The sequence below is a fragment of the Rossellomorea sp. LjRoot5 genome (genome assembly GCF_964253455.1).
Lineage (GTDB): Bacteria > Bacillota > Bacilli > Bacillales > Bacillaceae_B > Rossellomorea.
Window position 1 is genome coordinate 4,290,685 of record NZ_CAXUQN020000001.1, and the last position, 24,316, is coordinate 4,315,000.

The following is a 24,316-nucleotide window of genomic DNA, read 5'->3' on the forward strand; positions in this document are numbered from 1 at the left end:
TATTTTTTGACATCATATTATATCCTGCCTTGCGTACACACCTTCAATCGTATTCATTACACACTCAACAATTCTCATTTGTTCTTCTTCCGTCATGCTTGACCCTGATGGAAGACAAATACCTCTGGAAAACAGTTGCTGAGCGACATCTTCATCCTCACTATGAGAGAAGTAAGTTGCCTCCTTAAATAACGGTTGCATATGGAGAGGTTTCCATACTGGACGTGCTTCAATATTTTCTTTTGCCATTGCTTCAATTAACTGAGATGATGTTATTCCTGTTTCTATCTCATCAATGGTGAGGGTTGTAAGCCATCTGTTGGTCATACTGTTTTCCAATTCCGGCATGAATGAGATCCCCGGGATTTGGGATAAGGATTGCTGGTAACGTTCAAAAATGAGCCTTCTGGCTTTTACCCTTTCATCGATTACCTCCAATTGGGCCCTCCCAACACCGGCTAAGATATTACTCAGTCTGTAATTGTGACCTACCTGGCTATGCTGATAATATGGGGCAGGGTCTCTTGCCTGGGTAGCGAGAAACCGAGCTTTCTGCAAGGACTCAATATCGTTGGAAACCAGCATCCCCCCGCCGGATGTTGTGATAATTTTATTACCGTTAAATGAATAGACTCCGAAATGTCCAAATGTCCCGCTGGGTTTTCCCTTATAAGTGGAGCCCAGTGACTCGGCTGCATCTTCTACAACGGGGACCTGATAATGTTCACAGAGAGTAAGAAGTTCATCCATTTTCGCACTTTGACCATATAAGTTCACAATGATGACGGCTTTTGGAAGCTTTCCTTGAAAGGCAGCGTCTTGTAATGCCCGTTGTAGCGCCTGGGGAGACATATTCCATGAATCGTAGTCCGAGTCTATAAAAACCGGATCTGCCCCTTGATATAGAATGGGATTCGCACTTGCCACAAATGTCAGTGTTGAACAGAAAACAGTATCCCTCCGGGTGACTCCCAATAAAGAAAGAGCCAAGTGGATGGCAGATGTTCCCGAATTAACGGCCACCGCTTCACTGGCTCCTACGTATGAGGCTAACTCTTGTTCAAATGCGTCCACATTCGGACCTAATGGGGCAATCCAATTGGTCCTGAAGGCTTCCTTAATATATTCTTGTTCCCTTCCACTCATATGAGGAGGAGAAAGGTAGATTCTCGGCTTCTTCATCTAACAACCACCTTTTCTCTACATGATATCTTTCACTACTCCAAGGCTCCTATTGATGATCCTGGCTGGTGTCCCCACTGCCTTACAATGAGCAGGGACAGATCGAATGACCGTCGCCCCGGCTCCAATGATCGACCACTCCCCGATTTTCACACCAGGAATGATTGTAGCACCAGCCCCTATATGTACACCTTCGTCGATCGTTACGTTTCCTGTTAATGTGGCATGAGGGGAAATATGTGAGTAATCCCCTACTGAATTATCATGTTCAATGACAGCTCCGGTGTTGATGATACAGTGATCATGGACGTGGGCAGCTGCATTGATCACAGCTTTTGGCATTACAACTGTTCCATATCCAACTGCTGCCGTATTGCTTATGACTGCAGTAGGATCGATGACGGTTAAATACTGCTTACCAGGAAGCTTTAACTTACTTACCATATGCTTTCTAACCATATTACTGCCAATTGCTACGACCACTTTCATCTCTTTATCCAGTATTTTATGAATGGAAGTCAATGGAGCATACACAATCCCGTCAATGATTTGCTCGCTTTCATATTTGTCATCTACTATGGCATGAACACTGTACCCCTGCCTTATCACCATCTCCTGAACGACTTTACTATGCCCACCATTTCCTATCATTACGACCTTCATATCAGACCACTTCTTTCGACCCTTTGAACTTTTCCATCGTTACATGATTCTGGCCGGTGATTCCCTCTTTTTTGATCACTTTGATGAAGGTTTTGGCAAGAATTTTCATATCGAGAGAGAAACTTTGATTCTTGACGTACCAAACATCCAATAAGAATTTTTCTTCCCATGAGATTGAATTCCTCCCGTTCACCTGAGCCCATCCGGTTATTCCGGGCTTCGCGTGATGCCGAATGTATTGTTCTTCAGAATAAAGTGGCAGATACTCCATTAACAATGGCCTTGGACCCACTAAACTCATATCACCCTTCAACACATTGTATAACTGGGGAAATTCATCAAGACTATATTTTCTAAGAAATCTTCCAAGAGGAGTCAATCTCAGTTCATCCGCTATACCATCACCATTTAACATGGTTCTGAATTTATATAGTTTGAATGGTTTCCCGTAAAGCCCCGGCCGTTGCTGACAAAACAATAGAGGTGACCCCATTTTCATCTTAATGCCTAACATAATTGGAACCATTAACGGGATCAAGACCAAAAGTAAAATCGATGAAATACTAATATCAATCATTCGTTTGATCATTTGAAATCACTTCCTTGATGATCAGGTATCGATCTCATTTGTAGTACAGAGGGCGATGATGTTTTCTTTTATTTCGTTTAGAAATTCCCTTGTATTCACTTCTTCTGATTGAATACCCTTTTGATACATTGTTTTTAAAAGCTCCTGAAGATCTTGGACTGTTAGGTTTTCAGTAATATTCATATTCTTCTCCTTACATTGAACATAAAAAAAGCAGCTGCTATGAGTAGCACCTGTACCTAGTTCTTCACTAATATTTTGGATGGTTTCTCGTAACCAAACGGATTATGTTGCTGCCATCTCCAAGAATCCTTACACATCTCATCAATCCCTTTAACCGCTTCCCAGTTTAGTTTCTCTTTCGCTTTTGATGTATCAGCATAGCAAACGGCTACATCTCCCGGCCGCTTTTCCACTACCGTATATGGAATGGTTTTCCCAGCTGCTCTTTCATATGCTGATAAGACTTCAAGCACACTGTATCCTTTTCCGGTGCCTAAATTATATGCATCGATTCCGCTAGTAGTAAGCAGTCTTTCCAGAGCTTTGACATGACCAAGGGCCAGGTCGACCACATGAATATAATCTCTTACCCCGGTGCCGTCTACTGTTGGGTAATCGTCACCAAATACTTGGAGTTTTTCCAGTTTCCCAATCGCCACTTGAGAAATATATGGCATGAGGTTATCGGGGATTCCATTAGGATCCTCACCAATCCGCCCACTTTCATGAGCCCCTACAGGGTTGAAATAACGAAGCAGGGCAATGCTCCATTCACGCTCAGAATCATAAAGATCCTGCAATAACTCTTCAATCATCTGCTTTGTACGACCGTATGGATTTGTCGCCTTTAAAGGGGTCTCCTCTGTAATCGGTACCGTATTCGTCGCCCCATATACAGTGGCTGATGAACTAAATACAAGTTTATTCACATTGAACTTTTTCATGACTTCACAGAGAGTGATGGTGCTATTCATATTATTTTCATAATATTTAAGTGGAAAATGAACCGACTCCCCAACCGCCTTGGAGCCGGCAAAATGAATCACCGCCTCAATCCCGTTATCTGTAAATACCTTTTCCAGACCTTCCCGGTTTTGCAAATCAAGACAATAAGTTCGAAAGTATTTTCTTGTTATTTCAGACACCCTTTTGAGCGCTTCCGGCTTACTGTTTGAGAAATTGTCCACAACGACAATGTCATGGCCAGCATTCAATAGTTCAATGCATGTGTGGCTTCCGATATAACCTGCCCCGCCAGTAATCAATATAGCCATATTCATCCTCCGTTCTTACCAATTAATATAGTCACTCTTGTAAAGAATGTTTAAACTAATAACACTTTCGTAAAAGTAATACAGAAAATAACAACTGACAATTCCAAGATAAATGATTTTTCGATCTTTTTTTTCAAACAATCTTACGATCCAGGATATGAGGATCAGCTGGTATAAACTGAAATAGATTGAGAACCTGGCAAAGATCCAATTCTGAGTAGAAATCAACATAAACACCAGCCCAAGGAGAGCCATATTAACAATCACATCACTATCAGGGAAGATCTCCCGTAACTTATCCCTCCCAAGATAGGCAATGATAATGGGAACCATCTCAACGAGTACTCTTAAGATGTTCGCGCCACCTTCCGCAAAGTCTTTATAGTGGCCGTATTGGGTATCCTCAATGGCTGAAAACAAGAATGAGGTGAACTGGTCAAACCCCACTACAATGATGAGAGCGAAAATGATGAGTACAACCGTTGATTTGGACCATGCCTTTGAACGAACTAAGAAATAAATAGGAAGTAATATAAGTGCGCTTTGATGAAAGAATGAAGCGATGATGACAATGGCAAAATACTTAACCCAATTTCCATCTATTAAATACTTTGTGGCTGTGAAAATGATTGCCGCCGCAAGCAGCTGTCTGATCCCATTCATCGATATAAGAAATAATCCCCCGGCTATATACACATATAAGCTAAGCTCAAGCATCCTTGAGTACTTGTATAATACGAAAAATATAAGAGTATTAGTTAATAACGCTGTTGTAAATAGCAGCACTTGTGGATCTTCAGAGACATAATTTTTCAATACCATTTGAAGAATGCCAAAACCAATATCCTTTTGGCTTAAGATATACTCCCAGGTGAACTGGCTTACTTCAAATGCATGCTTATAGAAGTAAGTATCCCCGATATTTGAGCGAAGTCCCGATACAAGTACAAGGGATAACAAAGCCCCAATCGCTATCAGCTTATTCGGCCGGATAGGAACCGGACTTGTCATTGTCATCGTCCCTGTTGAAGCGGCATACCTGGAGAAAGAGGAGAAAAGGAAGACCAGAAAAAGATTAATCCATAAAATCGTCATTACTAGGATCCTTTCAATAGAAAATCATCTGTCAATTAACAGCTATTTTTGTCCTCTGATTGATGTAGAGATATAAGATGATTCCAAGAGGGAGCGCCAATAAAGTTAATCGTTTATCAGGCGTTTCACTCATGAAATTCCAATTCCGACTGATTAAACTACTCGATACATAATGAATCGCCTGCCTAAATTTAAACGTCGTACTGGCGAATGGCAATTTCATCAGTTCCTTCCGGTAAAAGGCAAACCCTTTTGGATTCTTTCGATACTGATTCAACATATTCACAGAAGATCCGTCAGCTAAATATTCCACACGACAGATCACTTCATTCATCAGAAGCATTTTATATTCCTTATCAAGCATGAAATACTTATAGGCAAGGCCGACGTATTTTTCCTGATAGAAGATTGGATAAGGGTATTTCTTCGTTAACTCTGTGCGGTAGACTAATTTTTTGTCCCCTGTTACTCCGTATTTATTATATAAATCGAATAAGGTGGAAGAGCCGACTGTGTCTGGTAACTTTGTTCCGATGACATCCCCATCATGATAGGCATCCAACCCAATTATTCCACTTACTTTAGAGCTACCATGATCATTCCAAAACGACAGGATTTTTTCAACAGCATTGTCTGGCATATAATCATCGGAATCGATGCATACGTTCAGCTCTGTATGGATTAACTGATAGGCGGTATTGTGGGCTCCATGCATGCCCTGATTTTCCTGCCAGTGGTAGATAATGTGAACATGTTCCTCCTTGATCCATTTCGCCACAAGTTCATTTGTATGATCTGTTGACCCGTCATCAATGATCAGCCAGGTGAAATTTTTATTCGTTTGCCTTTTTAGACTTTCATAACACTGACCAAGACAGTATGCGCGGTTATAGGTTGGAGTGAAGACCGTTAATTGCTTCATCCCGTTCTTCCTCCCAGCATGATGTATGACTTCTCAGTATCTTCTGCTGTTTTACGAATGTCATATCCTTTAAGAGTAAGAGCCGCATGTGAGATATTTCTTGCTGACTGTGTATGTTTCTCATTCACGATCTGTTCCACCCAAACACTCTTATTTGTAATAGGTAAGAAACGGACTAACTCATTTCCCATATCTACTTCATCTGTAATGGTTTCTGAAATATAACATGGCAACCCTGCACCTTGTGCTTCAATCAATGTAACCGGAAGACCCTCGTGAAAAGATGGAAACATGAAAGTATCGAATGCCTGTAGTAAATAAGGAATGTCTTCCCTTACCCCCAGAACCATGACCGCTTGTTGTAAATGCAGGCTTCTTATTTTGTCGTTGATCTTCCCTTTTAAAGGTCCGTCCCCTACCAGGACCAGTTTTGAATCGGGTATTTTTTTGTGGATTTCGGCAAAGGTTTCGAGTAAGAACATATGATTTTTTTGTTCACAAAACCTTCCAACGTGACCTAAAACCAGTGTATCTTTATTTAGCTGAAGTTCAGCTCTAACCTGATTTCGAATATAGAAGGAAAATTGGAATTTATCGAACTCTATTCCGTTTTTTATAAGCTGTGCTTTATTTGCCTGATTTCCGAATAACCACTTAGAGGCAGCAATTGAACAGGCAAACAAGTGAGTAGCACTCCGTTTTATCTGCTGGCCGACTACCCATTTATACACCTTTGCCCCTGTTCCCCCCTCACTCTGGGTATTATGACTATGAGCAATTCTTACAGGGACACCCGCTTTCTTTGCAGCTCTTAATACCAGCCCACTCATCTTATCCAGATGTGAGTGAACAATTTGATAATAGGAGTGTTCTTTAAAGAACATATCTAATTCCTCCACATACCCTGAGTGCCCCACTTCTGTCACGTAGGAAATCCTATGGATCTTTCCGCCCATCTCAAGAATTTCAGAATCGAAAACACCTTCTTTGCATGTTAAAAAATCGAATTGAACCTTCGTTCGATCGATATTCCGGTAAAGATTCATGATCAGTGTCTCTGCTCCGCCACGGTTCATATTCACGACCACATGCAGAACCCTTAATGGACTGCCCATTTTTCCACCTCCTTCTCTTTCATATAAGATTGGTAAACTCGACTTTTTTCATTTACTATTCTTTGGACACTAAATGTACTCTCTATCATGTCTCTTCCGGTCATTCCCATCTGCCTTCTTATGTCTTCTGACGCAGCAAGGAGTTTAAGCTTATTCGAAAAGCCTTCAACGTCTGTTGAGGATACAATCCAACCATTTTGATGGTCCTTCACCAACTCCCGGTGCCCCCGATTCTCACTCGCCGCCACAGGCAACCCACAAGCCATCGCTTCCATCATATTTACCGGAAGTCCTTCACGCAGACTCGATGCAACCGCCACATCACACATTGGAAGAAGTTCGGGTATATCCTTTCGAAATCCCAAAAAATGAACCATGTGATCAACTTCTAATCTTTTTGCCAGCTCCCTGCAATGATTTTGCAACGCTCCTTCTCCAGCAAGCAACAACTTGGCATGTGGGACCTCTTCTTTGATATGTGCTAACGCTTTAATCAGCATTTGTTGGTTTTTGTTCTCGTTGAATTCGGCAGCATAAAATAATAAAAAGTCATCTGGTTGATATCCAAATGACTTCTTTCTTTCTGCTTTATCCTTTTCAGAAATAGGTTGGAAGGTTTCGGTGTTCACTCCCACTCCATGCACATGTTCAATAGAGGGAATATTGAATCGGTGTTTGGCCAAGGTATAGTCTTCTTTGTTAATCGTAATAAGGCAATCTGTATACCGTGACAGCAATTTTTCAATGGGATAATAAAGCATCCAGTTTTGAATGGGCGCACCCTCGCAAAAATGAAACCCATGTGCTGTATAGATGACCTTTGTACCATACTTTCTTGCCCCACGTGCTGCCAATCGAGCCAGCACTCCTCCCATAGGCGTGTGACAATGAATCAGCCTATAATGTTGGTGTTCAATTATATCTTTTAGCTCTTGATAGGCCTTTATGTTAGTCAGAGAAAACGGTGATCTTTGAATCGGAATCGTAAACTTCCTATCCACATAAGGAAGCTCGATTTCACCACTTGCCGCTACATGGACCTCCCAGCCTTGTTCCTTGAACCATTTCATATAAGGTAAATGGAAAGCTTTAAAGTGGTAGTCGACGGTTGCGCAAAACAGGATTGAATGAACCATTCCCCTCACCTCATTTCACTTTCTTAGCTACTTCCCGGTTCATGACGTTTGAGAGGTAATCCAACAACTCGGCTTTCAAATCGTCACGCTGTAAAGCGAATTCAATCGTCGTTTGGATAAAGCCCATTTTCTCCCCCACATCATAACGGGTCCCTTCAAAGTCATAGGCGTATACCGCTTCGTGATTATTCAGTTCGGCAATGGCGTCCGTCAGCTGAATCTCTCCTCCCGCTCCCGGTGGCTGATTTCCAAGCACATCGAAGATTCGCGGACTTAGGATATATCGACCCATGATGGCCAAATTCGAAGGGGCTTCTTCTCTAGCCGGTTTTTCCACTAGCCCGTTCACTCCATAGAACCGTTCACCGATTTGATGAGAATCAACAATTCCGTAACGGGATACTTCTTCTTTGTTTATTGTTTGAACTCCCAGAATAGAAGATTGATATCGGTTGTATTGCTGGATCATTTGTTTGAGGCATGGGGTCTCAGCCCTTACGATGTCATCGCCAAGTAAGACGGCGAATGGTTCGTCTCCCACAAATTTGCGGGCACACCAGATGGCATGGCCTAATCCTTTTGGTTCCTTTTGACGGATATAGTGGATGTCTACAAGTTTCGAAGACTTCTGAACTTCAGATAATAGTTCGAATTTGCCTTTATCCAGTAGATTTTGTTCGAGTTCGAATGAATGATCGAAATGATCCTCGATGGCTCTTTTTCCCTTTCCTGTGACGATGATGATATCTTCAATCCCCGACTCAATGGCTTCTTCGATTATATATTGAATCGTTGGCTTGTCGACAATCGGCAGCATTTCCTTTGGCATGGCCTTTGTAGCTGGAAGAAACCTTGTTCCAAGTCCAGCGGCAGGGATGATTGCTTTTCTGACTTTCATTGATTTATCACTCCTATTAGCTTGATATCGACATGACTGGCTTCGGTTTAATGATTTCTTTTGTATTGGCTAACGCAACTAATTTTTCTCTTAATGTATCTCGATCCATATCATTAAAGGTTTCGATGATTTCATCGATTTCTTCTAAATAAAGATGTGCGGTTTTCCCTATATAGATGTTCGGATAGATTTGCTCTTCGTGAATCTCTTCATCCTTCAGAAGTTCCTCGTATAGCTTCTCCCCGGGTCTCATTCCTGTAAACTTCAGTCCTACTTCCTCGATGGAATGCCCTGAGAGTTTAATCAGATTTTTTGCTAAATCGACTATTTTCACCGGTTCCCCCATGTCCAATACGAAGATTTCCCCGCCTTGAGCGAGCGCCCCTGCTTGAATAACAAGTCTTGATGCTTCAGGGATGGTCATGAAGTATCTGACCATATCGGGATGAGTGACCGTAACCGGTCCACCTTTTTCAATCTGTTTCTTGAATAAAGGAATGACGCTGCCCCTGCTGCCTAATACATTTCCAAATCGGACGGCGACAAAACGTGTTGAACTCGTTTGATCCATGCTCTGAATGACCATTTCAGACAATCGTTTCGTGGCACCCATGACACTTGTCGGATTCACCGCCTTGTCGGAGGAGATCATGACAAAGGTTTTGACTCCGCTCCAGCTTGCCGCTTTTGCAATATTTGTTGTACCGATAAGATTGTTCTTGACCGCTTCTTCCGGGTTTCTCTCCATGAGAGGTACATGCTTATGGGCAGCCGCGTGATAGACGACATCCGGAGTGTATTCATTCATCACTTGGATCATCTTCTTCTCATCCTGTAAATCAGCAATGACAGGGATGAACTCAATTCTCTTTCCGGCAAATGATTCTTTCAGCTCCATCTCAATGGAATAAATGCTGTTTTCACCATGCCCGAGGAGGATTAATTGTTTCGGATTGAATTGGGAAATCTGGCGAGAGATTTCAGAACCTATAGAGCCCCCTGCACCTGATACAAGCACCACTTTGTTTGTGACATATTCAGAGATGCTGGACATATCGATTTCCACTGTATCCCTGCCTAATAAGTCCTCCACCTGTACATCCCTGAATTGATTAACTGATATTTTCCCAGTGATCAAATCCTCCAGCATCGGAAGGGTTTGCGTCTTCGCTTTCGTTTTCAAGCATTCCTGGAAGATGGTATTCAACTCTTGTTTGTTAAGAGAAGGAATGGCAATAATGATGTGTTCAATATCATATTGAGCTACCACTTTTTCAATTCGATCCACGCCTCCGACGACCGGGATGCCTAATATGTCCAATTTCTGCTTTCTAATATTGTCATCAATGAATGCAACAGGGACCAGATCCCCGTCGTTCTTTAGCAGCTGTCTCGTGACCATTGTGCCGGCTGCTCCGGCTCCCACCACCAACGTCCGTTTTCGATTATCCACCATGGATATAAAGGTGTCCCGATAGACTCTCCATACAAACCTTGAACCTCCAATGAGCATCAAGTGAAGCATCCAGGTAACGGCAAGAAGTCTAAATTGAATTTCCTGCAGTGCTAATTGTTGAACCATCGCTCCTGATAGCACCGAATAACTCACTACTTTAAAAATAATTAATAATTCCCCTATGCTTGCATATTCCCACGCTTTCTTATAAAGCTTGTGCTTCATTGAAAAGATTTGGTGACTGATGAGCATTGTAATAGAACTGATGACGACCGGAAGGGTTATGACTTGGATGGTGGAGCCGGTCAGCATTTTGCTGACGAATACAGCGGTCAGGACGATAAGCGAATCAACTAGAATGAATAGAGATAATCTCTGCCGGTAGGTCATGCTATGCCTCCTTTCCTTCTTCAAGTACTTTCAATCTTTTATAAATATCGTAGTCTAATAGCCTTCTTATTTCTTTCAGCTGTTCTTTCGAGGCATCCTGCTTTATATACCTGATCGCTTTCTTAATTGATTTAGGCTGTTCATCTAATAGAATCATATCTTCATACCATCTCCTTTTATTAAATAATGTCCTTATGTACGCTATCTTCCGAAAAAAGATCTCCTACATAAAAACATTAAAATGTGGGCATCTAACCCATCCTCACACCACACCATCGACGACTTAGCGTCTAAGGTTTATTCAACCCACAGCATGACCGAGTACCTCCATGGATAACGGTAAGGAGACATCACCGAGAAAATATTCAAATTTAACGCACATCTAATTCTCAATAACGAACATAAGAATTAAAATTTTTTATCCTTCATTTAAAATGGCTCCAACAATCTTGGCATGGGCCAGTTCCAGCACTTTTTTCGTTTCAATCGCCAGTTCGATCTCTGTTTTCCCTTTATTCAGTACCAGTACCACTCCATCGCATTGATTGGCTATGACTCTCGTTTCTGTGGACTTTATCGCAGAGGGAGCATCAATCAGCACAACATCATATAACTCAGCCAGCCTCTTAAGAAGTTCCTTCATTCCCCTCGTTTCTAATAATTCAGCAGGGTTAAAGGAATGAGAACCGCTTGTCAATACTTCCAGTCGACTGACCTCTGTTTGATAGAGCGCATCCTCTAACGCCGTGTGACCGGTTAATACATTGGTCAGTCCCTTCTCATTCGGAATTTTAAAGATCGAATGGATGATCGGCTCCCTCAAGTTGGCATCAATGACGAGTATTTTCTCTTTCTGTTGCGCCATGGAAACCGCTAAGTTCGCGACCATGGTTGATTTCCCTTCCCCATCCTTGGGAGATGTAACGAGAAAGATTTTGTTCTCACTTTTATTGATGAATTTCATATTCGTCCTGATTTCGCGAAACTGTTCAGAAATAATCGATTCTGGATGAGAATATGTGACGAGATGCCTGCGTTTCATCTTACTTATTTGTTTCTTTCTATTTAATGCCAACTGTGTCACCCCTTAACTCCATTTCAGGTTGAGATTTCCGCTTTAAGACAAATTTCTTCTTATTCATATTAGACACCCTGCCAAGCACGGTAATATCCAAGTACTCTTCGATATCCTTATTCGTTTTAATCGTCTGATCCAGTGAATCCAATAAGAATGCTAGTCCGATAGCTGTAATCATTCCTAAGATACAAGCGATAATTGTAATCCGATTACCGGATGGATTGATCGGATATGGATTTTCTTTTGCTTCGGATAATAATTGAACCTCTTTGAAATCTAATATTGTAGCGATTTCACTCTTGAAAAGTTTGGCTGTCGAATTCACAATCGCCATGGCTACTTTAGGGTCGGCATCAACGGCTGAAATTTTTATGACTTGTGAATCGTCTATTTGAGCCACTGTAATTTGATTGGCGATTCCTTCCGGTGACCGTGAAAGATTCAATTCATCCCTGACCTTCTCCATAACGATTGGATCCTTTATCATAACCATTAACGTATTCATATTTCCGCTGTCTGAGCCGATGATCACCCGTCGGGAAGATTCATAAAGGTTCGTTTGTGTATAAGAATTGTATACATAACCCGCAACCGTGGTGATGAATGTAATAATAATAATAAGCCACACCCGTTTTTTGATGACCTCATAATACTCTCTTAAATTTATTTCTCTTGCGACATTGTTCACAATATAATTTGATTGTTTTGTACTTCCCATGGAAACCACCTTTATTGGAGTTATTTTAGAAACAAGTATGAGAGAATACCTAATTCATTATAACGAACAACCAGAGCAAAAAAAGAATCCTTCCTGGAAAACTCATTTAAGATTTTATAATTCGAGCTAATTCCCCTTTTTATTTCTCTTCCAATCTATTCCTCTTTCATTTTAGTTCTGTATAAAGAACATGTCAACTATTATTTTCAGAAAATACTAATTCCTTGGGTACCAAGTAGCAGTTCGAAGTATAACTAACTGTATTTATATGCTACTTTAGATATAACTAGTACTTGTTTTACTTATACAAAATAAAAACCGGTCAGCCCAAACGGACCAACCGGTTTTTTCTATTCAATCTTTACTCAACCGTAACCGACTTCGCCAGGTTACGCGGCTTATCTACATCGCAATCGCGGTGCAGGGCAGCATAGTAAGAGATTAATTGTAATGGGATGACAGAGATAAGAGGTGTTAACAATGGGTTAACCTCCGGGATGACGAAGCGATCTTCTTCGTCTTCTAAGCCTTTCATGGAAATGATACAAGGGTTGGCTCCACGAGCGACTACCTCTTTCACATTTCCTCTGATGCCTAGGTTTACTTCTTCCTGTGTTGCAAGGGCAACGATCGGTGTACCTTCTTCGATAAGGGCGATCGTACCGTGTTTAAGTTCTCCTCCGGCAAATCCTTCAGCCTGGATGTAAGAGATTTCTTTCAGCTTCAGGGCGCCTTCAAGACCTACATAGAAGTCCAGTGAACGGCCGATGAAGAAACAATTGCGAGTAGTAGCAAGATATTCGCGTGCGATATCTTCAAACTCTTCTTTCGTGTCGCAAAGAGCTTCCATGGCAGTCGCCACGATACCCAGTTCTTGAACAAGATCAAAGTCCTCGTTGTTTCCACATGCCTGGCCGGCAACGTGTGCAAGGATCGCAAGCACTGCAAGCTGAGCTGTGTACGCTTTCGTTGAAGCAACAGCGATCTCAGGTCCTGCATGAAGAAGCAATGTATAATCCGCTTCACGTGACAGGGTAGAACCCCCTACGTTTGTGATCGTCAATGATTTATGTCCAAGCTCTTTGATCTGGACAAGTACGGCACGACTGTCTGCCGTTTCACCACTTTGAGAGATGAAGATGAACAATGGTTTCGCAGAAAGCAAAGGCATGTTGTAGCTGAATTCGCTTGCTACATGAACTTCTACAGGGATTCCTGCGCTCTTCTCGATGAATTGCTTTCCTACAAGACCAGCGTGGTAGCTCGTTCCACATGCAATGATGTAAACACGATCCGCTTCTTTCATCGCGCCGACGATCGGCTCATCGATGTGAAGCTCGTTGTTCTCGTTTTGGTAAGCCTGGATGATTTTACGCATCACTAGTGGCTGCTCATCGATTTCTTTCAGCATGTAGTGAGGGTATGTTCCTTTTTCAATATCACTGGCATCGATCTCAGCCGTGTAAGGAGCACGTTCCATTACTTCACCGATTAGGTTTTGAATTTCTACCTTTTCTTTCGTTACGATGACCATTTCTTTATCCATCAGCTCAACGTATTGATCCGTTACTTGAATCATCGCCATCGCATCACTTGCCACTACGTTGAAGTCTTCTCCAAGACCAACAAGAAGTGGACTTTTGTTTTTCGCTACATAGATGGTTTCATCGTTTTCAGAATCTAAAAGGGCAATCGCATAAGAACCTTTTAGAAGCATCAGCGTTTGACGGAACGCTTCCTCTACTGTATTTCCTTCTCCCACGATCTTTTCAATCAGCTGTACGATGACTTCAGTATCCGTGTCACTCTTGAACGTTACGTCTGTCAGGTATTCTCGTTTAAGCTGGGAGTAGTTTTCGATTACTCCGTTATGAACGATCGTGAATCGGCCTGAATTGCTTTGATGAGGGTGAGCATTCACCTGGCTTGGTACACCGTGGGTAGCCCAGCGAGTGTGACCGATTCCTGTGTTGCTTGATACACTGTCATCGACGATACCGCGAAGGTCGGCTATACGACCCTTCTCTTTGAAGACATGGATGCCTTCATCGTTTTGAACGGCGATGCCTGCAGAGTCATACCCGCGGTACTCAAGCTTCTCAAGACCTTTTAAAAGAATTTCCTTTGTATCTGAACTTCCAATATATCCAACAATTCCACACATAATTAATATATCCTCCCTGAACATGCAAGGGGGCAAGAACTCTTTTGGGGACAACTTGCCCCCTTATCTCTGTTTGTCATTAGTATTTTAGGTCACTTTTTCCTTCCCTTTGTGCATTAAGTTGCCTTAACGTTTTAAGGACGGAACTTTCGGTTCGGTGACATATACGAACCGGGAGGCATCCGCCGAATGCTCGATAAACCTCCACCTCGTCAACTGAACGATCCTTGTCGTATCCATCGCTCAGCCCTGGCGCTTTATTTACATCTGTTACCCACTATCCACCTTTCCTTCTTGACTCACATTCCCATTTTATTTGAAAAACGAAAACAAAATCATCATACACCAGCGGGTTTCCCTTCGTCAATATAAATCTGACAACATCAAGAAGTTGTTATCCCTTTGTCATCTTCCCGACACAGTACAGTGATAAACCCTTTCAAAAGGACCCTACTAATTAAATATGCACAAGAGGTACGTATTGACCCCTTGTGCATGAAAAATCAACTATTCGTTCAGACCCATTTCCTGGTCGACGACCTGTACGATTTGATTCACATATTGCTCACAAAGTTCTTCCGTAGGTGCTTCTGCCATTACACGCACCAATGGCTCTGTTCCGGAAGGACGTACAAGAATACGGCCATTTCCGTTCATTTCTTCTTCCACCTTTTGAATGACGTTTTTCACCGTTTCGTTATCCGTGACATGGTGCTTATCCGTCACTCGTACATTCACAAGCTTCTGAGGGAATTTCTGCATCTCACCGGCAAGTTCGGATAGTGATTTACCCGTCACCTTCATAATATTCACCAGCTGAATTCCCGTTAAAAGGCCGTCCCCTGTCGTATTGTAATCGAGGAAGATAATATGGCCAGACTGCTCACCGCCGAGTGTATAGCCGTTTTTCTTCATTTCTTCTACAACGTAGCGATCTCCTACGGCTGTCTGGATGCTTTGGATACCATTCTCTTCAAGTCCTTTATGGAACCCCAGATTACTCATTACAGTAGATACGACGGTAGACTGTTTTAATTGCCCTTGTGATTTCAAGTACTTACCGCAGATGTACATGATCTGATCGCCGTCGACGATCTGTCCGTGCTCATCAATGGCGATGATTCGATCTCCATCTCCATCAAAGGCTAGACCCAGATCTGCTTCTTTTTCTTTCACCATTTCAGCCAATGTTTCCGGGTGAGTGGACCCGACACCTTCATTGATGTTCAATCCATTTGGAGATGCTCCCATTGTGGAAATATCGGCATCCAGATCAGCAAACAGGTGAGTGGCAAGAGCGGATGTAGCACCGTGTGCACAATCTAACGCGATATGCAAACCATCGAAATCTTCGTCTACTGATTGTTTTAAATACTGCAGATATTTCTGACCGCCTTCAAAATAGTCGCTTACCTGTCCAAGGTCCGCGCCGGTCGGACGGGGAAGCCCGTCAACGGTTTGGTCCAACAGATCTTCAATTTCACTTTCCTGGTCATCGGAAAGCTTGAAGCCATCCGGGCCGAAGAATTTAATTCCGTTATCGGCTACCGGGTTATGAGAAGCGGAAATCATGACCCCTGCCTGAGCTCCCAACGCTTTCGTTAAATAAGCGACACCAGGAGTTGAAATCACGCCTAAGCGCATCACTTCAGCACCTATTGAAAGAAGTCCCGCTACAAGAGCCCCTTCCAGCATATGTCCGGAAATCCGGGTATCCCGTCCAATCAATATTTTGGGACGTGTAGCATCCTTTGTCAGAACGTATCCACCAAATCGACCGAGCTTAAATGCTAATTCCGGTGTCAACTCGGTATTCGCTACACCTCTTACTCCATCCGTTCCAAAATACTTACCCATTGTCATTCTCTCCTTTTTACAGCTCTTATGCTGATGTGTTCTTTTCTTTGATTTCTACTTTTACCTTTTTTTGCGATAGGGTCCATTCAACATTCTCCGGCCCATCCGCTTCTATTTCTACCTCATGTTCTCCGGGTTCGAGCCCTGAAAGATCGAGAGCGAGAGAGAAATCTTCTTTCTTAACATTACTCACTTCTTCGTTCTCACCTTTCAGTGCCACATCCACTACACCGTTTTCAGGTTCCATGATGGTGTACTCATAATCGTCAGCCAATCCTTCAGGTTTGAGTTCGATTCCAGATAAGCTCTTTTCCTCGGTAGTGTTCACATCAACTGTGACTTTCACTTCCTCGGGAGCCACTTTATTCAATCCATCCTGGAGGGCGAGTGGTACAGTAATGGTCGAATCCTTCGTGATCTTGGAAAGATCGACTTCTGCCAGGAGTTCTTCCACTGTGTCGAGTACATCCTGCCTTCCAAAGACCGTTGCCTCTTTAGGTTCTACTGAAATCGACTCAAGGGTAGTACCCTTCGGAAGACTTCCCTTTTGTTTAATGGTGACTGGTACGGCCTTACTCGGATTCACAACTGACACGGTCACATCCACCACTTCAGGGTCTATCTGGACGTCCAATTTGTTGTATTCTCGGTCAAGTACCTGCACCCTGGCTTCCCTTGTCACATTTTCATTGATCTCTTCATCTACATCGAGTGTGGCAATGACGTAGGCAACCCGCTCTACTTCATTCTTTGAACCTGTCACCTTCACGGATTTCGGATCCACGGCAAGACCTTCTGCCTCATATCCATTCGATAGAATACTCTCATTGAATTTAGGTTCAATGGTGAATTCTTCCGTGACCTTTTCCTGGACGGAAATATTGGCGAAATCAGGGTCGATCTTTACATCCAATTTATCAGATATGTTCTGAACCTGGATATCCACCCGGTGTTCCCCTATTCCGATATCATTTAAATCAACATATACTTGAAAGTCTTTCAGGGTTTTCGTCTGTTGGACAATCGCTTTTGATCCTTCCACGGTCACATTCACCGTATCCGGCAAGCCTGACACTTCCAAGTTCTCCCTATCGTAGAACACTTCAAGCGGGACATCCTGGATCGTTTCAATCGCATTCTGGGACGTACCGTTACTATTATTAGCCGTCTTCTGAATATCGTCAAAGTTCACGGATAGATAAAGAATGAAGGCTAACATGAGTCCGACGATACGCATGAACCAACGGCTTTCCATGAATTTATCCATTTTCTTTCTTCCCCCTAAAGCTCCATTTTGTCGAGGAAGCATTCGTCTTATCGCCAATGAGCTCTAACGTAAGAATTTCCCTGAAGCGCTCCAGAGAGAGGTCGCGATGCAACTCTCCATTCTTCGTAATGGAGATAGCTCCCGTTTCTTCCGACACAACAATGGTGATGCTGTCTGTCACTTCACTGACACCAAGTGCGGCCCTGTGCCTCGTCCCCAGTTCCTTAGAGATGAAAGGACTTTCTGACAACGGAAGATAGCACGCAGCGGCTGCGATTTGATTCTTCTGCACAATCACCGCTCCATCATGGAGTGGTGTATTCGGGATGAAGATATTAATGAGCAGCTGGGACGAAATTTTCGCATCAAGGGGTATACCTGTTTCAATATAATCACTCATCCCCGTTTCCCTCTCAAGAGTAAGGAGGGCCCCGATCCGGCGCTTTGCCATATAGCTTACGGCTTTTGTCATGGATTCAATCATCTGCTCCTGCTCTTCTTCCTCCTGCATTCCTGTCCTTGAGAACAAGCGTCCCCGACCAAGCTGTTCGAGGGCCCTGCGGAGTTCAGGCTGGAAGATGATGATGATCGCAAGGAATCCCCACGTGAGGGCTTGTTCCATCATCCACCCCAGTGTATCGAGACCAAAGATACTACTCAGGCCCCTTACAATGATGATGACAAAAATACCTTTTAATAATTGTACTGCTTTCGTTCCTTTTATCAGCATGATCAGTTTATAGATTACAAACCATACAACGAGTATATCTACTATATCAGAGACATAATCCAGCGCGGAGTAATCCGAAAAAATATCGATAAACGGCATATTACATCCTCCAATAGCTTAATCGAAAGCGTAAGCCGCCATGTGTGGCTTCTCCATTTTCGTAACGTTCCTATTATAGCATATTTTATCACTATCAAATGAAAGACACCCACGGCTTCATGATTCTTTCTTTTCTCTTCATGAACTCACGTTTTTACATAAAAAAAACTGACACGAACATCATAAGTGTCAGCCCTTTAGGCACGGACCTTACATTCCATCCCCTCTATTTTATCCTACTTTTCTTCAAGTTGCGAATTTCCCCAATCCAACGTGTCTTTAGCCCCTTTTTTGATCTGGTACCAAAGCCACTCAAACGCCTCATCGATTTCATGGATCTCTCCTGTCACACTGCCTGCAGAAGCCAAATATTGCTTACCGTTGATGACGGTCACGTTCCCTGTGACTTTTCCTTCTATTTTCACATCTCCGTTCCGGACGGTCAAGTCACCCTTGACGACTTCCCCCTCAGGTACGACAACCGTATGATCCTGAACGACTAATTTAGTATTTTTCGTAAATGAGAAGTCCTCATCATTCCAGGAGGTAAGGAAACTTCCTGTCATAAAGAAAAGGAACAGGGCCGCAGCCGTAAGTAGCGGGTGGTGACGGAACCATCTTTGTACCCCTACCTTCTTCTTCTCTTTCGGTAACCCCGCCATGACTTTATCTGTAAAGTCTGCAGAAGCACTGATATGAGATGTGCTTTGTACAAACGCAATCGCTTTTTTCAGCTCATGGAAATGATGCTGACACTCACTGCATTCCTGCAAATGATGTTTCAGCGTTTCTTCTTTTTCCCTATTTAAGTCTCCATCTAAATAATCGTGCATATAGTCGATGATTTCTTCAGGACAAGGCTTCATGTTCACTCACCCTCTCTACAGTGATCGTAATTGTTTTCTGAGAGCTTCCCGCCCTCTATGTACTCTCGTTTTAACCGTTCCTAACGGTAAATCCAGGATGTCGCTGATTTCTTGAAGCGGGAGCTCTTCAATGTATTTTAAAACGATGACCGAACGATATTTCTCCGGTAACTTGGAAATTTCTTTTTGTATGGTCTCCTGCAACTCCATATTCTCCACTTCATCCTCAGGGAGCTGAACATCAGCAGCCACCTGTGAGTACATCGTCAATCCTTCCGTTCCTGCCACCTCTGCATCCAGGAAGTAATCCGGTTTCTTCTTACGGATCCGGTCGATACACAGATTCGTCGCAATCCTGAACAGCCAGGTCGAAAACTTTCTTTTTTGATTAAATGTCTCTATATTTACGTATGCCCTAATAAATGCCTCTTGCGCGATATCCTCTGCTTCATGACGATTCCCAAGCATCCGGAAGCAAATTTGGAATACTTTATCTTTATAAAGCTCGACCAATTCTGCAAAGGCATTTTGATCACCTTTCAATACTTGTTTTATCCGTTTGTTCACTAACGCTTCCATTTCACAACCTCCGCTCTATGCGGCTATATTTATATACGTAGTACCCTATCAAAAGGTTTCAATTATTTTATATTATTATCCTAACAAATTTTCAGGGAAATGTGTTTACATTTATTAGAAAAGGGGTATAAAGGAACTACTATTTCTATTGCGGGAGGATCTCGAAATGAGGAGAAGAATGAATGATTTATTATTTCAAATTGAAGACTGCCGTCGCCAAATGGTCGAACTAGCATTAAAGTCTTCCTTTGCCGATGAGCAAGTAGTTGATTTGAGTACTCGTCTTGACGATCTGTTAAATCAATATCAAGTGGTCAAGCACCATTGAAGGAAAATAGATGAAGGCTGGAATCCATAGAGGGTTCCAGCCTTTTTTGAATTTACTTATAGTAACTTTTCTCCAAAAAGAGATCCCATTAATGCAACAGCAACCGTAGCCGTTTTATTCTTTTCATCCAGGATAGGATTTACCTCAACGAATTCAGCAGAAGTGATCAATCCGGATTCCTCAAGCATCTCCATCGCCAGATGACTCTCCCGGTAGCTGATCCCCCCAAGGACAGGTGTGCCTACTCCTGGGGCATCACTTGGATCCAACCCATCTAAATCAAGTGATAGATGAACCCCATCCGTTCTTCCCTTCAAGTAATCAATGGACTCTTCCATAACCCTTGTCATACCCAGGCGGTCGATTTCATGCATCGTATACACTTTGATGCCTTTTTCCTTAATTAACTCTCTTTCTCCTTCATCTAAAGAACGCGCTCCGATGATGACAATGTTCTCAGGTTTGATCTTGGGAGAACTTTGCCCGATACCCGTTAACTCCTCGTGGCCGATCCCAAGGCTCACTGCAAGCGGCATCCCATGGATATTTCCGGACGGAGATGTATCTCCCGTATTTAAATCACCGTGGGCGTCATACCAAATCACCCCTAAATTCTCATAATGAGGGGAAACACCTGCCAATGTTCCAATCGCAATGCTGTGATCACCGCCAAAGATCAATGGGAAATCCCCGCTGTCAATGACCTCATTCACCTTACCGGCAAGTGTTTCACTCGCTTCAGCAACCGCTTTCAAATTTCGTAAATTTGTATCAGGATTATTATGTACACGCTCAGCTTGACCAATCTCGATATCACCCAGGTCTTTAATGTCATATCCGAGATTCTCAAGTCTCTCAACAATACCTGCATAACGAATGGCACTCGGTCCCATGTCCACACCTCTACGCATTTGACCTAAATCCATCGGTACACCAATAATTGAAATATTTCTTTTCATCAAAAATTCCCCCTATTCTAAATTTACGTCCTGTCCCTATTGTATCCCTAGTGGGACCGATGACTCAACCGGACAGGATTGTGCATATATATGCGTGGACAGAGGGGTTTTTGATGATTGGGTGTGTAAGAATATTAGTTAAACAAAAAAACCTCAAATCTCCTAAAAGATTCGAGGTCCAGTCATGTCGTATGTATGATGATTTTTTCGCTTCGTTCGTTAGCGGATAAAGATTTCTGCATTTGCAAAATATCTTTGGTGGAGCCTAGCGGGATCGAACCGCTGACCTCCTGCGTGCAAAGCAGGCGCTCTCCCAGCTGAGCTAAGGCCCCATATAGAGAAATTCTCACACCAAGAGATGTGAGAAAATGTGTGATGAGCCATGAAGGATTCGAACCTTCGACCCTCTGATTAAAAGTCAGATGCTCTACCAACTGAGCTAATGGCTCGTAATGGCTGGGCTAGCTGGATTCGAACCAACGCATGTCGCAGTCAAAGTGCGATGCCTTACCGCTTGGCTATAGCCCAATAATTACGTGAATGGCATAAAAAATGGACATTTATAGGATGTCCATTTTACACTGAAATATACAAAATGGTGGAGGGGGGCAGATTCGAACTGCCGAACCCGAAGGAGCGGATTTACAGTCCGCCGCGTTTAGCCACTTCGCTACCCCTCCAGCTATAAAACAATGGTGCCGGCAAGAGGACTTGAACCCCCAACCTACTGATTACAAGTCAGTTGCTCTACCAGTTGAGCTACACCGGCATATATAAACTTGTGATGAATACTGCGTAATGAAAGCATTTCATGGAAAGATATTTTGCTAACGCAAAATCCAATGAAGTTTATTTTACTTTCGTAAAAAAACCTGGTGGAGGATGACGGGATCGAACCGCCGACCCTCTGCTTGTAAGGCAGATGCTCTCCCAGCTGAGCTAATCCTCCGTTATGTATATATATATTTACTTTTTTCTTCAAAAAGTAAATGGTGACCCATACGGGATTCGAACCCGTGTTACCGCCGTGAAAGGGCGGTGTCTTAACCGCTTGACCAATGGGCCGGTTTTTTAAAAAAATAAAAGCTTCCAACCGGGCTCGAACCGGTGACCTCTTCCTTACCATGGAAGCACTCTACCTGCTGAGCTATGGAAGCAATGGCTCCGCAGGCAAGATTCGAACTTGCGACCGATCGGTTAACAGCCGATAGCTCTACCACTGAGCTACTGCGGAATGATTTGGCCTGGCGACGTCCTACTCTCACAGGGGGAGATCCCCCAACTACCATCGGCGCTGAAGAGCTTAACTTCCGTGTTCGGCATGGGAACGGGTGTGACCTCTTCGCCATTATCACCAGACATATTGCTTACAATGACAAATATTATTATATAATATTTTCAGTAAAAATCAAGGTATAAATGAAAATTCATTCCCTGAAAACTAGATAAAGAATTGATGTCAAGAAAGCCGAATATCGACCATTGTTGTATCTACTATTACAAGTAGACAGTAATCCAGCTCCGGCGGCTAGAGACTCGAGGTCATTTCAGTTCAATCAGCTGAGGGTAAAAAGCACCCTCTTCTGATTGCCCAGAAATGCTTGTCGTCTCTGTTCAAGCCGCCTCCGCTTTATAATGTGGTTAAGTCCTCGATCGATTAGTATCAGTCAACTCCACATGTCGCCATGCTTCCATCTCTGACCTATCTACCTAGTCATCTTCTAGGGATCTTACTCACTTACGTGATGGGAAATCTCATCTCGAGGGGGGCTTCATGCTTAGATGCTTTCAGCACTTATCCCTTCCGCACATAGCTACCCAGCGATGCCTTTGGCAAGACAACTGGTACACCAGCGGTGCGTCCATCCCGGTCCTCTCGTACTAAGGACAGCTCCTCTCAAATTTCCTGCGCCCACGACGGATAGGGACCGAACTGTCTCACGACGTTCTGAACCCAGCTCGCGTACCGCTTTAATGGGCGAACAGCCCAACCCTTGGGACCGACTACAGCCCCAGGATGCGATGAGCCGACATCGAGGTGCCAAACCTCCCCGTCGATGTGGACTCTTGGGGGAGATAAGCCTGTTATCCCCGGGGTAGCTTTTATCCGTTGAGCGATGGCCCTTCCATGCGGAACCACCGGATCACTAAGCCCGACTTTCGTCCCTGCTCGACTTGTAGGTCTCGCAGTCAAGCTCCCTTGTGCCTTTACACTCTGCGAATGATTTCCAACCATTCTGAGGGAACCTTTGGGCGCCTCCGTTACTCTTTAGGAGGCGACCGCCCCAGTCAAACTGCCCACCTGACACTGTCTCCCACCCCGATAAGGGGCGCGGGTTAGAATTTCAATACAGCCAGGGTAGTATCCCACCGATGCCTCCACCGAAGCTAGCGCTCCGGTTTCCAAGGCTCCTACCTATCCTGTACAAGCTGTACCAAAATTCAATATCAGGCTACAGTAAAGCTCCACGGGGTCTTTCCGTCCTGTCGCGGGTAACCTGCATCTTCACAGGTACTATAATTTCACCGAGTCTCTCGTTGAGACAGTGCCCAGATCGTTACGCCTTTCGTGCGGGTCGGAACTTACCCGACAAGGAATTTCGCTACCTTAGGACCGTTATAGTTACGGCCGCCGTTTACTGGGGCTTCGATTCGCACCTTCGCTTGCGCTAAGCACTCCTCTTAACCTTCCAGCACCGGGCAGGCGTCAGCCCCTATACTTCGCCTTACGGCTTCGCAGAGACCTGTGTTTTTGCTAAACAGTCGCCTGGGCCTATTCACTGCGGCTCTCTCGGGCTTGCACCCTACCAGAGCACCCCTTCTCCCGAAGTTACGGGGTCATTTTGCCGAGTTCCTTAACGAGAGTTCTCTCGCTCACCTTAGGATTCTCTCCTCGCCTACCTGTGTCGGTTTGCGGTACGGGCACCTTTTTCCTCGCTAGAGGCTTT

Annotated in this window: 22 protein-coding genes, 9 tRNA genes and 2 rRNA genes (1 of these 33 cut by a window edge); 1 reads left to right on the forward strand and 32 read right to left on the reverse strand. The window is 43.5% G+C overall.

The window, feature by feature from the left end; translation table 11 throughout:
• Positions 1-12: 12 nt before the first annotated feature.
• From ACSQ2E_RS21895 to sigW, 20 genes are all read right to left on the reverse strand, one after another.
• Positions 13-1,182, reverse strand: a complete 1,170-nt coding sequence (locus tag ACSQ2E_RS21895) for an aminotransferase class I/II-fold pyridoxal phosphate-dependent enzyme (RefSeq protein ID WP_435994138.1) — start codon at positions 1,180-1,182, stop codon at positions 13-15.
• An 18-nt stretch (positions 1,183-1,200) separates the two neighbouring features.
• A complete protein-coding gene (locus tag ACSQ2E_RS21900; RefSeq protein ID WP_435994140.1) occupies positions 1,201-1,845 on the reverse strand; it encodes an acetyltransferase in 645 nt (214 codons plus the stop codon).
• A gap of 1 nt (position 1,846) precedes the next feature.
• The gene (locus ACSQ2E_RS21905) at positions 1,847-2,431 is read right to left on the reverse strand and encodes a sugar transferase (protein ID WP_435994687.1); all 585 of its coding nucleotides are present in this window, start codon (positions 2,429-2,431) and stop codon (positions 1,847-1,849) included.
• A gap of 24 nt (positions 2,432-2,455) precedes the next feature.
• The gene (locus tag ACSQ2E_RS21910) at positions 2,456-2,617 is read right to left on the reverse strand and encodes a hypothetical protein (RefSeq protein WP_435994142.1); all 162 of its coding nucleotides are present in this window, start codon (positions 2,615-2,617) and stop codon (positions 2,456-2,458) included.
• Between the two features lie 56 nt (positions 2,618-2,673).
• Positions 2,674-3,711: a UDP-glucose 4-epimerase GalE gene (gene galE, locus ACSQ2E_RS21915; protein ID WP_435994144.1), complete on the reverse strand. Its 1,038-nt coding sequence runs from the start codon at positions 3,709-3,711 to the stop codon at positions 2,674-2,676.
• A gap of 15 nt (positions 3,712-3,726) precedes the next feature.
• On the reverse strand, positions 3,727-4,806 hold the full coding sequence (locus ACSQ2E_RS21920; RefSeq protein WP_435994146.1) for an EpsG family protein: 1,080 nt from the start codon (positions 4,804-4,806) through the stop codon (positions 3,727-3,729).
• 31 nt (positions 4,807-4,837) lie between these two features.
• Positions 4,838-5,728: a glycosyltransferase family 2 protein gene (locus ACSQ2E_RS21925; protein WP_435994148.1), complete on the reverse strand. Its 891-nt coding sequence runs from the start codon at positions 5,726-5,728 to the stop codon at positions 4,838-4,840.
• Positions 5,725-6,843 (reverse strand): glycosyltransferase family 1 protein, encoded by a 1,119-nt coding sequence (locus ACSQ2E_RS21930; protein ID WP_435994150.1) that lies wholly within the window; start codon positions 6,841-6,843, stop codon positions 5,725-5,727. The genes ACSQ2E_RS21925 and ACSQ2E_RS21930 overlap by 4 nt, the downstream gene beginning before the upstream one ends.
• Complete coding sequence (locus tag ACSQ2E_RS21935) at positions 6,828-7,979, reverse strand: glycosyltransferase family 4 protein (protein ID WP_435994152.1); 1,152 nt, start codon at positions 7,977-7,979, stop codon at positions 6,828-6,830. The genes ACSQ2E_RS21930 and ACSQ2E_RS21935 overlap by 16 nt, the downstream gene beginning before the upstream one ends.
• 10 nt (positions 7,980-7,989) lie before the next feature.
• Complete coding sequence (gene galU, locus ACSQ2E_RS21940; protein WP_435994154.1) at positions 7,990-8,877, reverse strand: UTP--glucose-1-phosphate uridylyltransferase GalU; 888 nt, start codon at positions 8,875-8,877, stop codon at positions 7,990-7,992.
• A gap of 16 nt (positions 8,878-8,893) precedes the next feature.
• Complete coding sequence (locus ACSQ2E_RS21945; RefSeq protein WP_435994156.1) at positions 8,894-10,723, reverse strand: polysaccharide biosynthesis protein; 1,830 nt, start codon at positions 10,721-10,723, stop codon at positions 8,894-8,896.
• Between the two features lies 1 nt (position 10,724).
• Positions 10,725-10,880 (reverse strand): hypothetical protein, encoded by a 156-nt coding sequence (locus tag ACSQ2E_RS21950; protein ID WP_435994158.1) that lies wholly within the window; start codon positions 10,878-10,880, stop codon positions 10,725-10,727.
• Positions 10,881-11,141: 261 nt separating this feature from the next.
• Positions 11,142-11,798, reverse strand: a complete 657-nt coding sequence (locus ACSQ2E_RS21955) for a CpsD/CapB family tyrosine-protein kinase (protein ID WP_435994160.1) — start codon at positions 11,796-11,798, stop codon at positions 11,142-11,144.
• Complete coding sequence (locus ACSQ2E_RS21960; protein WP_435994162.1) at positions 11,785-12,519, reverse strand: YveK family protein; 735 nt, start codon at positions 12,517-12,519, stop codon at positions 11,785-11,787. The genes ACSQ2E_RS21955 and ACSQ2E_RS21960 overlap by 14 nt, the downstream gene beginning before the upstream one ends.
• A gap of 361 nt (positions 12,520-12,880) precedes the next feature.
• Positions 12,881-14,683 carry a glutamine--fructose-6-phosphate transaminase (isomerizing) gene (glmS, locus tag ACSQ2E_RS21965; RefSeq protein ID WP_435994164.1) on the reverse strand — a complete coding sequence of 601 codons (1,803 nt, stop codon included), beginning with the start codon at positions 14,681-14,683 and terminating at the stop codon, positions 12,881-12,883.
• Positions 14,684-15,190: 507 nt separating this feature from the next.
• Positions 15,191-16,540 carry a phosphoglucosamine mutase gene (gene glmM / locus ACSQ2E_RS21970; protein WP_435994166.1) on the reverse strand — a complete coding sequence of 450 codons (1,350 nt, stop codon included), beginning with the start codon at positions 16,538-16,540 and terminating at the stop codon, positions 15,191-15,193.
• Between the two features lie 25 nt (positions 16,541-16,565).
• On the reverse strand, positions 16,566-17,807 hold the full coding sequence (locus ACSQ2E_RS21975) for a CdaR family protein (RefSeq protein ID WP_435994168.1): 1,242 nt from the start codon (positions 17,805-17,807) through the stop codon (positions 16,566-16,568).
• Positions 17,800-18,636, reverse strand: coding sequence for a diadenylate cyclase CdaA (gene cdaA, locus ACSQ2E_RS21980; protein ID WP_060674761.1), 837 nt, complete (start codon positions 18,634-18,636; stop codon positions 17,800-17,802). The genes ACSQ2E_RS21975 and cdaA overlap by 8 nt, the downstream gene beginning before the upstream one ends.
• Positions 18,637-18,872: 236 nt before the next feature.
• On the reverse strand, positions 18,873-19,502 hold the full coding sequence (locus ACSQ2E_RS21985; protein ID WP_435994170.1) for an anti-sigma factor family protein: 630 nt from the start codon (positions 19,500-19,502) through the stop codon (positions 18,873-18,875).
• Positions 19,503-19,517: 15 nt separating this feature from the next.
• Entirely contained in the window at positions 19,518-20,081 is a 564-nt protein-coding gene (sigW, locus tag ACSQ2E_RS21990; RefSeq protein ID WP_098438494.1) for an RNA polymerase sigma factor SigW, read from the reverse strand.
• Positions 20,082-20,247: 166 nt separating this feature from the next.
• Here sigW and ACSQ2E_RS21995 point away from each other — a divergent pair, with 166 nt between their 5' ends.
• Entirely contained in the window at positions 20,248-20,409 is a 162-nt protein-coding gene (locus ACSQ2E_RS21995) for an aspartyl-phosphate phosphatase Spo0E family protein (protein ID WP_034765819.1), read from the forward strand.
• A 56-nt stretch (positions 20,410-20,465) separates the two neighbouring features.
• Here the strand turns inward: ACSQ2E_RS21995 and rocF are convergent, their stop codons facing one another.
• From rocF to ACSQ2E_RS22055, 12 genes are all read right to left on the reverse strand, one after another.
• Positions 20,466-21,368, reverse strand: coding sequence for an arginase (gene rocF / locus ACSQ2E_RS22000; protein WP_435994173.1), 903 nt, complete (start codon positions 21,366-21,368; stop codon positions 20,466-20,468).
• A gap of 256 nt (positions 21,369-21,624) precedes the next feature.
• A tRNA-Ala gene (locus ACSQ2E_RS22005) sits at positions 21,625-21,700 on the reverse strand.
• 44 nt (positions 21,701-21,744) lie between these two features.
• Positions 21,745-21,817, reverse strand: a tRNA-Lys gene (locus ACSQ2E_RS22010).
• Positions 21,818-21,821: 4 nt separating this feature from the next.
• A tRNA-Gln gene (locus ACSQ2E_RS22015) sits at positions 21,822-21,896 on the reverse strand.
• Between the two features lie 68 nt (positions 21,897-21,964).
• A tRNA-Tyr gene (locus tag ACSQ2E_RS22020) sits at positions 21,965-22,048 on the reverse strand.
• A gap of 13 nt (positions 22,049-22,061) precedes the next feature.
• A tRNA-Thr gene (locus ACSQ2E_RS22025) sits at positions 22,062-22,137 on the reverse strand.
• A gap of 104 nt (positions 22,138-22,241) precedes the next feature.
• Positions 22,242-22,317: transfer RNA gene (locus ACSQ2E_RS22030), tRNA-Val, on the reverse strand.
• A 41-nt stretch (positions 22,318-22,358) separates the two neighbouring features.
• Positions 22,359-22,433 (reverse strand) — tRNA-Glu (locus ACSQ2E_RS22035).
• Between the two features lie 19 nt (positions 22,434-22,452).
• A tRNA-Thr gene (locus ACSQ2E_RS22040) sits at positions 22,453-22,525 on the reverse strand.
• A 2-nt stretch (positions 22,526-22,527) separates the two neighbouring features.
• A tRNA-Asn gene (locus tag ACSQ2E_RS22045) sits at positions 22,528-22,602 on the reverse strand.
• 8 nt (positions 22,603-22,610) lie between these two features.
• A 5S ribosomal RNA gene (gene rrf, locus ACSQ2E_RS22050) occupies positions 22,611-22,727 on the reverse strand.
• Between the two features lie 278 nt (positions 22,728-23,005).
• Positions 23,006-24,316, reverse strand: a 23S ribosomal RNA gene (locus ACSQ2E_RS22055); it runs 1,625 nt beyond the window's last position.